At 57.6% G+C, this 14,592-nt stretch carries 19 protein-coding genes; 13 read left to right on the top strand and 6 right to left on the bottom strand.

Going from position 1 to position 14,592, the window contains the following annotated elements; all coding sequences use genetic code 11:
• Positions 1-3 precede the first annotated feature (3 nt).
• Positions 4-1,512 carry a malate:quinone oxidoreductase gene (locus SynPROSU1_RS04405; RefSeq protein WP_186572238.1) on the bottom strand — a complete coding sequence of 503 codons (1,509 nt, stop codon included), beginning with the start codon at positions 1,510-1,512 and terminating at the stop codon, positions 4-6.
• An 80-nt stretch (positions 1,513-1,592) separates the two neighbouring features.
• Between SynPROSU1_RS04405 and SynPROSU1_RS04400 the strand changes: the two genes are divergently transcribed.
• Together SynPROSU1_RS04400 and SynPROSU1_RS04395 are read left to right on the top strand one after the other, a co-directional pair.
• Entirely contained in the window at positions 1,593-1,838 is a 246-nt protein-coding gene (locus SynPROSU1_RS04400; RefSeq protein ID WP_011128549.1) for a NifU family protein, read from the top strand.
• A 50-nt stretch (positions 1,839-1,888) separates the two neighbouring features.
• Positions 1,889-2,743, top strand: coding sequence for a hypothetical protein (locus tag SynPROSU1_RS04395; RefSeq protein WP_186571656.1), 855 nt, complete (start codon positions 1,889-1,891; stop codon positions 2,741-2,743).
• A 21-nt stretch (positions 2,744-2,764) separates the two neighbouring features.
• Here the strand turns inward: SynPROSU1_RS04395 and SynPROSU1_RS04390 are convergent, their stop codons facing one another.
• Complete coding sequence (locus tag SynPROSU1_RS04390) at positions 2,765-3,451, bottom strand: DUF4079 domain-containing protein (protein WP_186571655.1); 687 nt, start codon at positions 3,449-3,451, stop codon at positions 2,765-2,767.
• 186 nt (positions 3,452-3,637) lie between these two features.
• On the opposite strand from SynPROSU1_RS04390, the gene SynPROSU1_RS04385 reads away from it, so the two are divergent.
• From SynPROSU1_RS04385 to SynPROSU1_RS04370, 4 genes are all read left to right on the top strand, one after another.
• Positions 3,638-4,333 carry a GAF domain-containing protein gene (locus SynPROSU1_RS04385; RefSeq protein WP_186571654.1) on the top strand — a complete coding sequence of 232 codons (696 nt, stop codon included), beginning with the start codon at positions 3,638-3,640 and terminating at the stop codon, positions 4,331-4,333.
• Between the two features lie 213 nt (positions 4,334-4,546).
• Complete coding sequence (locus tag SynPROSU1_RS13900; RefSeq protein WP_255444789.1) at positions 4,547-4,681, top strand: hypothetical protein; 135 nt, start codon at positions 4,547-4,549, stop codon at positions 4,679-4,681.
• A 343-nt stretch (positions 4,682-5,024) separates the two neighbouring features.
• Positions 5,025-5,300: a hypothetical protein gene (locus tag SynPROSU1_RS04375; RefSeq protein ID WP_186571652.1), complete on the top strand. Its 276-nt coding sequence runs from the start codon at positions 5,025-5,027 to the stop codon at positions 5,298-5,300.
• A 72-nt stretch (positions 5,301-5,372) separates the two neighbouring features.
• Positions 5,373-6,539 (top strand): aminotransferase class V-fold PLP-dependent enzyme, encoded by a 1,167-nt coding sequence (locus SynPROSU1_RS04370; RefSeq protein ID WP_186572237.1) that lies wholly within the window; start codon positions 5,373-5,375, stop codon positions 6,537-6,539.
• A gap of 34 nt (positions 6,540-6,573) precedes the next feature.
• Here SynPROSU1_RS04370 and SynPROSU1_RS04365 read toward each other — a convergent pair whose 3' ends face one another.
• The 3 genes from SynPROSU1_RS04365 to yidD are packed head-to-tail and all read right to left on the bottom strand — an operon-like array spanning position 6,574 to position 8,666.
• Positions 6,574-8,079: a UDP-N-acetylmuramoyl-L-alanyl-D-glutamate--2,6-diaminopimelate ligase gene (locus SynPROSU1_RS04365; RefSeq protein WP_186571651.1), complete on the bottom strand. Its 1,506-nt coding sequence runs from the start codon at positions 8,077-8,079 to the stop codon at positions 6,574-6,576.
• 36 nt (positions 8,080-8,115) lie between these two features.
• Entirely contained in the window at positions 8,116-8,388 is a 273-nt protein-coding gene (locus SynPROSU1_RS04360) for a glutaredoxin family protein (protein ID WP_186571650.1), read from the bottom strand.
• Positions 8,388-8,666, bottom strand: a complete 279-nt coding sequence (gene yidD, locus SynPROSU1_RS04355) for a membrane protein insertion efficiency factor YidD (protein WP_186572236.1) — start codon at positions 8,664-8,666, stop codon at positions 8,388-8,390. Before yidD ends, SynPROSU1_RS04360 begins: the two co-directional genes overlap by 1 nt.
• 76 nt (positions 8,667-8,742) lie before the next feature.
• On the opposite strand from yidD, the gene rpsD reads away from it, so the two are divergent.
• From rpsD to SynPROSU1_RS04325, 6 genes are all read left to right on the top strand, one after another.
• Positions 8,743-9,351 (top strand): 30S ribosomal protein S4, encoded by a 609-nt coding sequence (rpsD, locus tag SynPROSU1_RS04350; protein WP_115023856.1) that lies wholly within the window; start codon positions 8,743-8,745, stop codon positions 9,349-9,351.
• Positions 9,352-9,412: 61 nt separating this feature from the next.
• Positions 9,413-10,039, top strand: coding sequence for a DUF4079 domain-containing protein (locus SynPROSU1_RS04345; RefSeq protein WP_255444787.1), 627 nt, complete (start codon positions 9,413-9,415; stop codon positions 10,037-10,039).
• Between the two features lie 238 nt (positions 10,040-10,277).
• Positions 10,278-10,586: a hypothetical protein gene (locus SynPROSU1_RS04340; RefSeq protein ID WP_255444786.1), complete on the top strand. Its 309-nt coding sequence runs from the start codon at positions 10,278-10,280 to the stop codon at positions 10,584-10,586.
• A 408-nt stretch (positions 10,587-10,994) separates the two neighbouring features.
• A complete protein-coding gene (locus SynPROSU1_RS14115) occupies positions 10,995-11,870 on the top strand; it encodes a calcium-binding protein (RefSeq protein WP_304623045.1) in 876 nt (291 codons plus the stop codon).
• Between the two features lie 314 nt (positions 11,871-12,184).
• Positions 12,185-12,382, top strand: a complete 198-nt coding sequence (locus tag SynPROSU1_RS04330; RefSeq protein WP_186571648.1) for a hypothetical protein — start codon at positions 12,185-12,187, stop codon at positions 12,380-12,382.
• A 557-nt stretch (positions 12,383-12,939) separates the two neighbouring features.
• Positions 12,940-14,058: a hypothetical protein gene (locus SynPROSU1_RS04325; protein ID WP_222929902.1), complete on the top strand. Its 1,119-nt coding sequence runs from the start codon at positions 12,940-12,942 to the stop codon at positions 14,056-14,058.
• A 32-nt stretch (positions 14,059-14,090) separates the two neighbouring features.
• Here SynPROSU1_RS04325 and SynPROSU1_RS04320 read toward each other — a convergent pair whose 3' ends face one another.
• A complete protein-coding gene (locus tag SynPROSU1_RS04320) occupies positions 14,091-14,333 on the bottom strand; it encodes a hypothetical protein (RefSeq protein ID WP_186571646.1) in 243 nt (80 codons plus the stop codon).
• 113 nt (positions 14,334-14,446) lie between these two features.
• Between SynPROSU1_RS04320 and SynPROSU1_RS04315 the strand changes: the two genes are divergently transcribed.
• Complete coding sequence (locus tag SynPROSU1_RS04315; RefSeq protein ID WP_186571645.1) at positions 14,447-14,590, top strand: hypothetical protein; 144 nt, start codon at positions 14,447-14,449, stop codon at positions 14,588-14,590.
• Positions 14,591-14,592 lie beyond the last annotated feature (2 nt).

Raw genomic sequence — 14,592 nt, 5'->3', positions numbered from 1 at the left:
GCCTCAGGGGGTGAGTCCCAGCAAGGCATCACTGCGCTCCCGCATTCGGTGCAGCACCTGCGGATCTTGCTGGGGATCCTCATGAATGCTGGGCAACAGGGCTTGCAGCCGCTGCTGCCAGGCATCGCTGTCGAGACATTGCTTGAAGCAGCGCTGCAGCACCTCCAACATGATCGTCACCGCGGTGCTCGCCCCCGGGGACGCCCCCAACAACGCGGCCAGGGAGCCATCGCCGGAGGCCACCACTTCGGTTCCCAGCTGCAGCCGACCGCCCTGCTTGCTGCGTTTGATGATCTGCACCCGCTGGCCGGCCACAGAGAGCGTCCAGTCTTCGGCGCGGGCGGTAGGCATGAACTGCTGCAGTGCCTCATGCCGCTCCGCAGGGCTCTGGCGCAGCTGATTGATCAGGTACTGCACCAGTTCGAAATTGGTGGCTCCCACCTGCAGCATCGGCACCAGATTGGTGGCGCGAACGGAGGCGGGCAGATCCAGCAAGGAGCCTTGCTTCAGGAACTTGCTGCTGAAACCGGCAAAGGGGCCGAACAACAGCGACCGCTTGCCATCAATCCAACGGGTGTCGAGGTGGGGCACCGACATCGGTGGGGCCCCCACTGCCGCCTTGCCGTACACCTTGGCCCGCTGACGATCCGCCAGCTGCGCATCACCGCAAACCAGCCAGAGGCCACTTACGGGGAAGCCAGCGAAGTCAGCCGCCTCCGGAATCCCGGAGCGCTGCAGCAGCGGCAGAGCACCTCCGCCAGCACCGAGGAAGACAAAGGGCGCCCGCACTTCTTTCTTACCGGAGGGGCCCTTGAGCACCACGCGCCAGTCGGCCTCAGTCATGTCGTTGTGGCGCAGGCGCTTGAGGTCGTGCACCTGGGTGCCATACACAACGGTGAGGGCTCCGCTCTGCTGTAACGGCATCAGATAGGCCCGGGTGAGGGTGCCGAAATCAACGTCGGTACCCCGATCAATCCGCGTGGCTGCCACCGGCTGCTTGAGGTCACGCCCCGCCATCACCAGGGGCATCCATTCGGTGAGCTCACTTTTCTCTTCGCTCCACCGCATCCGCGCAAAAGCCGGCAGTTCCTTCAGCTGGCTGTAGCGCTGACGCAGAAAGGCGATGTTCTCCGGCGTCCACACAGCACTGATGTGAGCCGCCTGGTGCAGAAAGCTGCCGGTATCGAGGTCGCCCCGCTCCTGCAGCGAGCCCCAGAACTCCAGACTGCGTTCAAACGAGGCATTGATGGCCACCGCTTTGGCCGTCGCGACGCTGCCATCCGCCTGAATTGGGGTGTAATTCAGTTCGCAATTCGCGGCATGGCCAGTGCCGGCATTGTTCACCGCAGCGCTGCTCTCCAACGCCGGGGCCTCAAGCCGCTCAACCAGAAGAATCCGCAGCTGCGGGTCGAGTTCATGCAGCAGGACCGCAAGGGTGGCGCTCATGATCCCGGCGCCCACCAGCACGGCGTCATAACGGGCCTCTGGGTTGAACGAACCGTCGTGCTGCACCGGGCCTGGAGGGTTAACCGCTCTCGTCACCCTATGGGGCCACTCCGTAACCTTGAGGCCCTGATCTCTGGTTCATCCCGATGAGCACTGAAACCATGGCCCTCACGCTGGAGAACGTGGAGAAGGTGCTGGATGAACTGCGCCCCTTCCTGATGGCCGACGGCGGCAACGTCGAAGTGGTGGAACTGGATGGCCCGATCGTGAAGGTGCGTCTGCAGGGAGCCTGCGGCAGCTGCCCCAGCAGCACGATGACCCTGAAGATGGGCATTGAACGCAAGATGCGCGAGTCAATTCCCGAAGTGAGCGAGGTGGTGCAGGTGCTCTGAGAGGGATACCGTCGAGAGCCGAATAAATTCGAGAAGGTCAGTTCGGCTCAATGGTCACTGAGGAACAACTCGCAGCCCTCGATTTGACCCTCTGGCTGGGCTCGACCGAGCGAGCAGCAGAAGTTGATTTCTCAAACCAAAGCACGATTTCACGGCGACACCACAAGGTTCTTCGTCAATTCGGAATTGAGCTGAATCGCACCAAGCGTCAGTTGGAGGTGTCAGGCGACCTTCAGCTTCTGGACCTGGAACGTCAGGTGCACCAGTTGGCTCGACTCAAACGCCGACTCGGGCTACGTCTTCAGGTTCCGTTTTGGCTTCAGAACAAACCCGGAGTGGTTCCACCCGAGGGCTGGAGCATGAACCCGCAGCGAGCAGACCTCAGCTGCACAGATCCCGTGACGCTGTTGAGAGAGCACGTCCTGGACGCCTGTCTGGCCACGCCGACGCAGATTCCCGAAACGCACGACGATCTCTTCATCCTTGAGCTGCACAACCGCCCGATCCACCTCACCCTGCTGAACCGAAACGATCAAAGCGAAAGCGACCTCGAGGATCGTTTCCAAAGGAGCTTGGAGAGGGGCAATCTGCAGCTGAGGCTGATGCCATTCCTCCCCGCCAGTTGTCGCGAGCGCTCCCAAGAGTGGTTTGAAGAGTTGCTCACGATCAACCAGCCCGAGCGGCACAAAACAATGGCCCTTCGGCCGTCACCGCATTCAGGACAAAGCTTCCAGATGGCTTATCTCACCCCAGAGATGCGAGCAGCTCAACCACTGCCCTGGCAGGTGGATCAAAACTTCGAGCCGTACACCTACACCGAACACCTGGTGGTGATGGCGCAACACGCCAATGAGCCGGCCGTGCTGGCCTTACTTGAGAGCCTTCAGCAGCAGCTCGGCCAATAAAACAGTGGAGTCCATCACGCTCTACGGACAGCTCCGTAGAACGAAATCACACCCATACACCGCTGGTTTTTGCCAACTCAGCGGAATCTCCAGCAGATCCCGCGCGCCGGTGATGCCCTGCATCACAAAAAGCAGAGCCGCCAGCACCGACGCGGTGACATGCAAACGGCGCAGGCGGAGATCCCGCTGGATCTCAGGTCGGGCCGCTAGGGAGAACAGCATCAGTCCTGTGACCGCAACGCCAGCCCAGTAATGGGACTGCCAGAACGCCGGCGACAAGGGGTTGTCCGACAGACGCCAGACCTCCGGCTGTGCTCCGAGGGTTAGCACACCAATCCAGGTGATCAGGCTGAAACTGAGACGCAAGGCGGCCACCTTGCTTCGCCAAAGAGCGACAAGGCTCGCCCCCGTCCCCAGAAGCACGATGAGCAGCTGGGAGGCACGGCCAGCACCGCCGGCGAAATCAGCCGGTGACTCCTTGGTGGCAATCACCACCGTCAAAGCAATCAGCACAAGCAGGACCACACCAGCCGCCAGCCAACGGCCCAGATCACTGTGATCGCGGCCCACGACCGGTGGGTGCTTCACCTGGGCGACGCGACGCTGACGCGTCTGCCAAGCCAGACGCGTCACCATCCCAATCAAGGGATAAATCAGCACAACCGCCAGGGCGGGATGGAGAATCCAAAGCCAGTCGATGGTGGTCACAGGTCCGTGTCCATGCCCTTCAAAGGTCAAGCATGACCAGACGCCTCGATGCCCCAACGCGCCACCCTGCAAATTTAATTAATCGATCAAATTAAAATCAACAAAGCGCAAAGTATCGCACTGCATATTTACAGAAAATAAAAAATGAATGCCTTAGACCAAAGGCATGCCTAGCGAGCTGAACCAATGCGGACAGCACCCAAGCCGATCAACGAAGCAGCCAGGCTGAGATCGCTCAGTGAATATCGAATTCTGGGAACAAAGCCTGAAAAGGCGTTTGACAACATCACCAGAATGGCCTCAGAGATCTGCCAGTCGCCGATTGCCCTGATCTCTCTGGTGGACGAAAAACGTCAGTGGTTCAAATCCAAGGTGGGACTTGAGGCCAGCGAAACAGACCGGGACATCTCCTTTTGCGCCCATACGATTCTCGATTCCAAACCGCTTGTTGTTGAGGACGCACTTTTTCACGAAAAATTCCGCGACAACCCCCTCGTTCAGGAAGAACCTCACATCCGCCTCTATGCAGGCTTCCCCCTCAAAACCGATATCAATCACCGCATCGGAACGCTTTGCGTGATTGATCGCATTCCCAAATCACTAACCAATTCGCAATACAAGGTGATGGAAGGCCTGGCTGAGCAGGCCACCACTCTTTTGGAACTCAGGCGCCGCTCACTGGCCCTAATGGATGAGTTCTGCCAGATGCATCACCATCAGGGCTTGGTCACCACCTGCAGCTACTGCAAGTCGATCCGCGACAGTGAAGGGTTCTGGCAACCAATCGAACGGTTCCTGATGCAGCACAGCACGCTGAATTTCAGCCATGGCATCTGCCCCGAGTGCATGAACGAGCACTTTCCAGACGTCCCAACGAGCTGACGAGATTCCTCGAACAGTCACGGTTAAGCCGATTGAAGGTGAGTGATTGAGAGAAGCAACACCACAAACACTTGACATCACCGGAAAATAAACTCGTAGTTCTAGTGATGCGTTATGCGAATTGCAGATTTTCTGTATCGCAAGCTCGGGCTCAATATTTTCAAAGCTGCGCCACACCTGCAAACGCAGACCCCAGACATTTCCGCATCTCCAGTGGTCGAAGCAGAACGCTTGGAACCACCGACCCCAATCAACACATCGCTATCGGATGTGCTTCACATCGGCCCTCGGGGTGGACGCTACAAAGTGGATGCCAAAGGTCGCAAGGTGTACCTCAAGGCCAGCTGAAGCTTTCCAGGCCCACAAGATTGCGATGCAGACTGAGTTCAAATACTGATCGATTGCGTTCGGTATCGAACAGAACTATCACGCAACCAATCTGCAAGACATGGTTAGTGCATGTCGGGAGATTGAGTTGAACGCTGGCCCTACTTGCCCCATCCAATTTGCCAGACCAGAGCACCTCAAGGAATCGCTAGCCGATCAATGCCTGACGGCAGCGGAAATTGAATGGCGACGTTGGTCGGGATGGCAGCTAGAACGAACTGCTGAAAAAAAATTCAGAAAAAAGTGGTCTTGAGTCGTTTCATTCCTTGAACAGGCACCAGAACCTGAACCACCAACCACATCAATGCTGTCTTCGGGCGATGTGGCAGGGTTCAGTGAGTTGCCCAAGGATGTGCTCACCCGGTACCCATGCCTGAATCGCCGTCGTCCCCAGACCAACCAGGTCGGTGACATGGCTCTTTGCAGATCTACGGCGCATCCAGGGCAGCAGAACGTCCTTATCGGGCACAGCGTCAGTTCGGGAGCCTTCGAAGGGCTAGCCGTCGCCGGAGAAGGCCATGCCGGCGTCCAACGTTTTGACCCAGCCCTCAAGCGATCACGCAGCAGGCTCACCATCTAAGACCTGGCTACGGCCGAGCGGTCTTGCCAACGTGGTGGCACCCATCTTTCGGCTCACGCCAGTGCCGTGACCATGCGCAACCTCTGCCCTGCCCTGCAGAACAAGACGTACTTCAACTACGGCGGACAGGGGCCGTTGCCCAGCCCATCCCTGGAGGCCATCACGGCGAGCTGGTCACGGATTCAGGAGTTGGGCCCGTTCACAACGGATGTTTGGCCCTACATCGCCACAGAGGTGAACAGCACCCGACGCCTTCTGGCCCAGTGCTGCGGCATTCCGGCCCATCGACTGGCCCTCACCGAGAACGTCACCAGCGGCTGCGTGTTGCCCCTTTGGGGACTGCCCTTCAGTGAAGGTGATCGACTGCTGATCAGCGACTGCGAACACCCGGGCGTCGTGAGCGCCTGCGTTGAACTGGCAAGGCGCCAGCACCTCGCGATTGACGTGCTGCCGGTGAAGCATCTGCGTGGTGATCAAGCCCACTGCGATGCAGCCGTCATCGAGGCGATCGCACAGACCCTCACCCCCCGCACCCGCCTCGTGGTGCTGAGTCATTTGCTTTGGAACACGGGGCAGGTGATGCCCATTGCCGCAGTCGCCAAGCAGCTCAACCAGCACCCACAACAACCCTTTCTGTTGGTGGATGCAGCCCAAAGCTTCGGACAGATTCCCGTCGAGGAGGCTGCTGCTGCTGCAGACATCTACGCCTTCACCGGTCACAAATGGGCCTGCGGACCCGAAGGGCTGGGAGGCGTGGCACTTTCAGAGCGTGTGGTAGCCGAGGCCGCTCCAACCGTGATCGGCTGGCGCAGCCTGCGCGATGAAAGCAAGGCCGATCTGAACGGCAGCGATCTGTTTCACCACGACAGCCGCCGCTTTGAAGTGGCAACCAGCTGCGTGCCCCTGATGGCAGGCCTGCGCTGCTCACTTCAACTGCTGGAACAACAGGGTTCAGCCGAACAACGCTGGGACAGCATTCAAACGCTGAGCAGCAGCCTTTGGCAGTCACTTGAAGGGCTAGACCACGTGACACCACTGCTGGAGACGGCTCCCGCCAGCGGACTGGTGAGCTTTCAGATCAACGGCGATGTCCCCCCTGCAGAGCATGTCAAGCAGTTGGGTGCCCAGGGACTTTGGATTCGGGATCTGGCAGACCCCAGCTGCTTGAGGGCCTGCACCCACATCAGCACCACGGCAAGCGAGATCGACGCCTTGGTGGCAGCCATCAGCCCCCTTTGATCGCTTCAGGTCATCCGCTCTAGAGCAACCAACTTCAAACCAACCTCTGCCGCAGGGCTTGTTCCGCTTGCTCGCGATCATCAAAGTGCACCTTTTCGGTGCCGAGAATCTGGTAGTCCTCGTGCCCTTTGCCGGCCACCAGCACCAGATCGTCGGCCTCAGCCTCCGCAATGGCCTTGGCAATGGCCTTGGCGCGATCTGCCTCCACCATCAGATCGATACCGGCCGGAATCCCAGCCACCACGTCATCCAGGATCTGCTGAGGATCTTCGGTGCGAGGGTTGTCGGAAGTGACCACCACGCGATCAGCCAGGCGAGCGGCAATCGCGGCCATCTGGGGACGCTTGCCCCGATCCCTGTCACCACCACAACCGAACACACAGATCAGCCTGCTGGAGCAGAACGGACGCGCTGCTGAAAGTGCATTCTCAAGGCCATCCGGGGTGTGGGCGTAATCCACCAGCACCGGAGGCAAAGTCTCTGCTTGCACCCCGTCCACGATCACCCGCTCCATCCGTCCGGGCACCCCGCCGAAACGGCCGATGGCCTCAAGCAGCACCGGCAAGGGCAGCTGCTGCTGAAGCAGCACCCCAACCGCCTGAAGCAGATTCATCAGGTTGAAGCGTCCCAGCAGCGGCGAACGGAAGCGTCCGTCGCCCAAAGGGCTGATCAAGCGTCCCTCCACACCAGTGGCCGTCATCTGAAGGTCGCTCATGTGCAATTCAGCCGCAGGATCCTCAAGGGAGCTGCGCCAACAGGAGCCCCCCAGGCGGTCGGCCAACCGCGCACCCCAGGGGTCATCACTGTTGATCACCGCTCGCACGCCACCATCCAGCAAGAGGGGATCTGCAAAAAGCATTGCCTTGGCCTCGAAGTACTCCTCCATCGAGACGTGATAGTCGAGGTGGTCCTGGGTGAGATTGGTAAACACAGCTCCGGCAAATCGGCATCCCGCCACCCGCTGCTGGGCCAGGGCATGGGAACTCACTTCCATCGCCGCCAGGGAGCAGCCAGCAGAGGCAGCCTCTGCCAACTGGCCTTGCAGGCGATCGGCAAATGCTGTGGTGTGGATGGCCGTGATGCTGTGACCGGGCCAGCGGTTGACCAAGGTGCCGAAGAGGCCGACGGGCTGGTCCGCCGAGGCGGCCAGATGCTCAATCAAATGCGTCGTGGTCGTTTTGCCGTTGGTGCCCGTCACACCAATCAGGGCCATCCGCCGGCAGGGGTGATCCCAGAACGCAGCTGCAATTTCACCGATTCCGCGCGCCACCGGCTCTTGAATCACCACCACCGGGTCATCAGCTCCAGGAGGGTGCGCTGCTGCTGCCCCAGGTCCAATCACTGCAGCGGCGGCACCGGACTTAAGGGCTTGGGCCCAAAACGTTCCGCCATCCACCCGTTCGCCAGGGAGACCGAGGAAGAGGGTTCCAGGGGCAACGCGACGAGAATCGGTTGTTACCGCCGTCAATTCAGGATTCGCCAACCCTTGCGGCACCGCGATTCCTGCATCACGCAACAGGGCATGCAGCGCCTGAGTCATCCCGTCTCCGCGGTTCTTTTGGGAGTTTTAAGCCGTTCAGAGCGCCGTGGACAGGCAGCGTTGCAACCAATTCAACAGTCCCTCGCCCGTGAGCCGCGGGGAAACCCGAGGCAGATCACAACCATCGAGCGCGAGCACAGGCACCTCAAGGTCGTAACGCGCCAACAGATCTTGGGGCGTCCCTGGCGCATCGATGTCAATCACCGTCAACGTGATCGACAGCCCCACAAGATCCAGGGCACGCAATCGGGATTCCAGGCCTTCACAGAGGCAACAGCCTGTGCGGCTGAACAGCGTGAGCTCATGCATCAATCAGGCACCGGATCACATCCACAGGGGGTGAAGGGATGGCAGCGCAGCAAGCGTTTCACGGTGAGCCAGCCTCCCTTCCAAGGACCATGCTTCTGGATGGCCTCCAGGCCATAGGCACTGCAGGTGGGCGTGAAGCGGCAACGGGGCCCGATCATCGGGGAGATGAAACGCCGGTAGAACCCAATACCCGCCAGGAGAACAGCCGTCAGAGCCTGGTTCACCGCCTGTCGCAGCTTGGCCATAGGGCCGCCAGATAGAGTGCTCGATTCGTGCATCGCGGGAGATGCCTGGGACTGTTTCGGTTCCAGCATGCCCAACAACTGCACGTTCTCAACAAACACCTTCCCACTTATGTCTCGTTACCGCGGCCCTCGTCTGAGGATCACGCGGCGCTTGGGAGACCTCCCCGGTCTCACCCGGAAGGCCGCCAAACGGTCCTATCCACCCGGTCAGCACGGCCAAGCCCGTCGCAAGCGCTCTGAATACGCGATCCGTCTCGAAGAGAAGCAGAAGCTTCGCTTCAACTACGGCGTCTCCGAGCGTCAGCTCGTGCGCTACGTGAAGAAAGCGCGCGCCCAGGAGGGTTCCACTGGAACCAACCTGCTCAAGCTGCTCGAGAACCGTCTCGACAATGTTTGTTTCCGCCTCGGTTTCGGTCCCACCGTGCCCGGCGCCCGTCAGCTGGTGAACCACGGTCACGTCACCGTGAACGGACGTGTGACCGACATCGCCAGCTACCAGTGCAAGCCTGGCGATGTCATCGCCATTCGCGAGCGCAAGTGCAGCAAAAAACTGGCTGAAGCCAACCTCGAGTTCCCCGGTCTGGCCAACGTGCCGACCCACCTGGAGCTCGACAAAGCCAAGCTGAGTGCCAAGGTCACCGCCCGCTGCGAACGCGAGTGGGTTGCCCTTGAGATCAACGAACTGCTGGTGGTGGAGTACTACTCCAGGAAGGTCTGATCCAGAGCCAAGGCTCAAAGATCCACGATGCGCAACCCTGGGGTCAGGGTTGCGTTTTTTTTTGGCTGATCCCCAAGCACTGCAAGCGGTCACCAGCCACGACTGGCTCGGACTCATCCACCCCGTCTTGATGATCCTGTTTGTCTACCCGGTGGTAGGGGCAACGATCCGGCTGGGGATCCTGGCGCGGGAAAAGCGATTGAAGATCAACCCGATCGCCGACACCGTTCCGGTTGAGCACGCGCAGCATGGGGCCTGGGTCACCGGCGGCGTGCTGGTAGCAGTACTAATCGGCCTCAGCCATAGCCTTTGGACCACCCATCCCCTGGGTCTGCTGCTGACCGGAAGCGCCGTGCTGTTCAGCTTCGGACGTCTGCTCTCGAGTCGGATGATCTGGCAGCGCCTGCTCTGGGCTGCCGCCAGTGCAGGCGGCCTGCTTCTGCTGGGACTGCAACCGGCCGTGGAACGGCTCAGCGATGTTCCCTGGAGCCCCCTGTTCTGGCAGTCCCATTTCTGGATGGGCCTACTGCTCACCGCCCTGTTGCTGAGCTCCACAGCCCTGCAGCCTTTGATTGGTCATTCCGTGCAGGCACGACGCCTGCACATCAGCAGCAATCTGATCGTGGCTTTGTTGCTGGCCATGCAGGCGATCTCTGGTACGAGAAACCTGTTGCTGAGCAGGCTCTGAAGCTTGCGGCATCTCACTAAGCAGCAAATAGTTAGCAAGGGAAAGCGACCTGAAATTGTTTGCACCCTCAACCCACTCGGGAAGCTCAGTAACAGGGCTTGGCGAGGACTGGTAACAACGACGGCTCAAAAGAAGATGTCCAGGTGAGCTGAAAAGCCCCGCAGTGTTGATCCGAAAAAAGCGAACCCATATCTCAAACCCTGCCCGCCTATCGATGGGATTTCTAGTGGGTGCACTGATGGTGTTTCCCGCTCTTGCCCAAAAAGTCTCGAAGGAAAACGTCCGTGCGATGAACACCGCCAGGATGCGTGCTGAGTCCATCAACGGTGGACTCAACAATTACAGAGCCGCGAAATGCATGTACGCCACAGGGAAGGGAGGTGGCAAGTGCTTGCAGAATGCAGGCGAGGGCTTCCTGTTCGTCTTTAATGGGGGTTCTCCAGGCTGGCAAGAAGCAGGACGTCCACCCACGGTTGAGACTGAAATCCTTGTTTCTGAAGATGGAGATTCGATTGTCGACGTTGTTTACAACGGTTCTCCGCGTTAGCTGAAAGACTGCGGTGGGAACTTGGTTTTCATTGCCCCGCTCGCTTGGCGGGGTTTTTTATTGCTTGAGCAGAGTGGGGAACTTGTCATCGCAAGACGCGCTCACGACCCTGACCTCTTCATGCGATGACTGTCTGGGGATGCGCAAGGCCTAGGGGAGCCAGTGGTGGTGGTGGAGTTGTTGCTGGACTGGCTCTATTCGTTCACGAGAGTGGAAGCGCAGGACGGGCTGCTTGATTGACCTGGGAGTGAGCCTTAAATTCAGTCATTGCAGACCTTCTGAGCCCCTGTGATCAACATCACAGGCGCCCTTGACGCAGGTCATCAACTGGTGCGGTGATTCCGGAGATGGTGTGTGCATCGGAGGGGGACGACCCCAACGACACAAACCACACACCACTCAAAAACAATGGATTTCAAATTCTGGGACAAATACAGCTATTTCTCAACTCCAGAGGAAGAACAAAAACTGGATTACTACGAAGTTAAAACCAAATTCCAACAACACTTGAAGATCGCCACAAAAATCGCGTTGAAGAGTGTCGGAACAGAAGAAGCCGATGTTATGCATGCAGAAGAAACCTTTGACGGCAATCTGTGGGGATTAGAAGGAAGTGATGAGCTCTATGGGGATGATCGAAACAATGTAATTTATGGAGGATCCGAACAAGATGGTAGAGATGGAGAATATGCCCATCTCAACAGAAGTGAACATCTGGACAATGACACCATTCGAGGCGGCGATGGCAATGACCGTTTATATGGACAAGCAGGGCGAGACCGCTTGTTTACTGGAAACGGCGACGACTATTTATATGGAGGCATTGACAACGACGCCTTAATCGGAAATGGTGCGGGGAAAAATATTTACAACGGAGGTGTCGGCGTCGATGCAGTTATCATGCAACATTATGACAGCCAAAATCCAGACGAAGTATGGGAGTTCATGGATGTTGGTGATCGAGTGTTTCTTCAGGGAGACATGAGGGATTTGACTGGAGGCATCGCCAGGGTTGAAACAACACTCTGGGATGGAAATGCTCAGCTTCCGCATCGTGAAGCCAGAACACAGGGCGACTTTTATCAATCGACGGAAGTCAAAAATGCTGATGGTCATACACTATTTTTCATTGAAGGTCCTACCGAAAATGGAATCACGATCGGCTGGAATGCAGGAGGCATGGAAGTCATTGGGAATGACGGCGACTGGAATGGGGCGAAATTTGTACATACTGAGCGACTGACTGGTATTCAGGAGTGGGGGGATCAGCATTGGAGAATTTGAAAAATCGAATTTGGCATGAGACCTTGTGAGTATTGAACAAATCCTTACCGGGGAGCCTGAAGTTCAAATACTGAACTGAAAGCCATACAAGACCCACCTTTGGGAAAGGCAGGGCAGGAGGTGTGGTTCCTGATCAACCCCCCGGCAGAACACTCATACAGAAGATCAGCCCTGCTTCGGCGGGGCTTTTTCATGCCTACCCATTTGGGGGATATATCTGCTTTCAAATACCCCTCAGGTGGGGGAGGTGGTTTCTGACTGGAACGACGATGGTGTGTTTAAGGGGCGAGAGCCCAACACATCACTCAAATCAAATGAAACTCATCAACGTCCTTACTGCCGCTGCTGTTGTTAGTGCATCTTTGATTTCAGCTCAAGCTGTTGATGCATATCCGTCTATTACGACGATCTGCACTGAACTACGTGTAGAGCTCGAAAAAGGCACGGAGGAAGGGCAGCTTAAACAGGAAGAGGTCGAACAAATGCTGATTAATTGCAGAGACCTTCAATAACAGCCTGTCGGGAAGCCTGATGCCATGGGTGAGAGACTGAAAGCCATGCAAGACCCGCAAGGGAAAAGCATGGGGCATTGTGATTGTCGCTATCCATCTCCCGACAAAACCGGCACACTCCACCCATCAGCAATGGCGGTTTTTTTATCGCTTGAGTAGAGCGGGGAACACTCAAGACAGTCACGACTGACCGATACCTGAAGACACCCGCATTGCCCTATTCCTATTGGGATAACTCGTTGCAGCACTAGCGCTAATGACCCTGACCTCTTCAAGCGATAGCTGCCTGGTGGGGTGCAAGACCTAGGGGAGCCAGTGGTAGTGCGGCTGTTGCTGGACTGTCCTGACCCGTTCTTGATGACTAAAGAGCAGGACAGACAGCTTGGTTAGCACCTGGGAGTGAGCCTTAAATCCAGTCATTGCAGCACTTCTGAGCCCCTGTGATCAACATCACAGGCACCGTTGACGCAGGTCATCAACTGGTCAAATGATTCCGGAGATGGTGTGTGCATCGGAGGGGACAACCCAACGACCCAAATCACATCTCACTCAGAACAATGACCACTCACAACTCTGTTCAAGTCCTGCAAAAGATGCTCCTAGCGATGGTTGAAGAAGCCCGCGAAGAAGGAAGCACAGTTCCAGAAGTCAGCGATAGCGTTATCTACAATGCCGACAATCCTGGCAATCTCGATGCAGGCCAAGCAGACGGCTCCAGAGACGACACATTCGTCTACAGCGGTGGCAACATCAGTGGCGAAGTCAGCTTCAATCTTCAGGAAGGTCGATTCAACTGGGACCGTGAAGCGTTCACCGACGGCAAGGGCTACCGCGTCGAAGGTTTTGAAAACTTCTCCACGGATCCGTCCAAAGAGTATGGAAATACAACCTTCCAACTGACCGGCAATGGTGCTGACAACACCTTCACCATTCACTCCGGCAAGAGCAACATCAAGGCCGGTGCTGGTAACGACACCATGAGCGTGGCCGCTGGCTATGAGCACACCCTCCATGGCGGCGAGGGCAATACTGACATCGCCGAACTCACCGGCGGTGACTTCTCACTCGTTGATGTTGTCCTCGACAACCAGGCCGGGGAAGACGGTGGTCGCTGGCTCGTCTTCAGCGATGGCGTCAACGAAACCCGCATTCACGAAAGCACCGAATTCGTCGACAACGGTGAACTCACACGCTTCAACAAACTCTGGAAATCCCATCGCACCACCATCAGCGACCCCAATCAGAATGCTCGTCGCGAATTCGACCTGGAAGGCACATTCAAAAATGAAGACTTCCATGGCGGACGCGGACGCGACAACCTCACCGGTGGTGGCGGTGCTGACCACTTCTACATGGAAAGCTCACACCGCCGGGCACGGGGCGAGCGCTTCGCAGACACCATCACCGACTTCTCCAAATCGGACAAAGACAAGATCCTCATCGATGTCAGCGAGTATGGCCTAGATCTCAACAACGCTGACATCGTGATTGCTCGCAACAGCCGCAAGGCGCAGCGGGCTCTCTCCAAGGATGATGTCGATTTCGTCTACGACCGCAGCACCGGCATGCTCAGCTGGAACCGCAACGGCGCAGAAGAAGGCGATGGCGGTGGCCTCCTCGCCATGATTGAAGGCGACAGCAACCGACTCGGCAAAAGACAGTTCGAATTGATCTGATCCATCACAACAACGCCCCCCTCTTCTCCCCGTCATGCACGGGGAGTTTTTTTGTTGCGCTGCATGCGCTCATAGTCCTCAAACGACAACAGCCTCAGGCCTGCAATGCGGTCATTTCGATAACTCAAGCGGACAAATCCCAAAAAGGCATGAATTCCGATCCAAAACCCTCCAAACAACAGCAACAACAACCCATCTTTGGCTGCACCTACAGCTGCCACGAACCCTGCAGTCGCGCCTGCAGCCAACACACAACTCAGAAGCCAATGCCGCATCTGCCGCACAAGAGGACAAAGAATGGGAGAGCCAACCGGAGCATGCTCGGCGGATCAGAAACGCGCTCCATTTCTAGGTCGCCATTGAGTCTTCGCAGTTGATCTGGCAGTCCGTGATCAATACCGCAGACACCATTGCCAAGCAGCGCAGCATCGAACTACGCAGGAAGGAAAGGGATCGTGGAGAAAACCGAACCAGCTACCCGCACTGCAATGGCCTCAGCCCCTTCACGTCCAATGGAGATTTCAGTGCTTGAAC

This window comes from Synechococcus sp. PROS-U-1, from assembly GCF_014279755.1.
Classification (GTDB): Bacteria; Cyanobacteriota; Cyanobacteriia; order PCC-6307; family Cyanobiaceae; genus Parasynechococcus.
The sequence above is the reverse complement of the archived record's forward strand: the minus strand, read 5'-3'. Positions and strand labels throughout refer to the sequence as shown.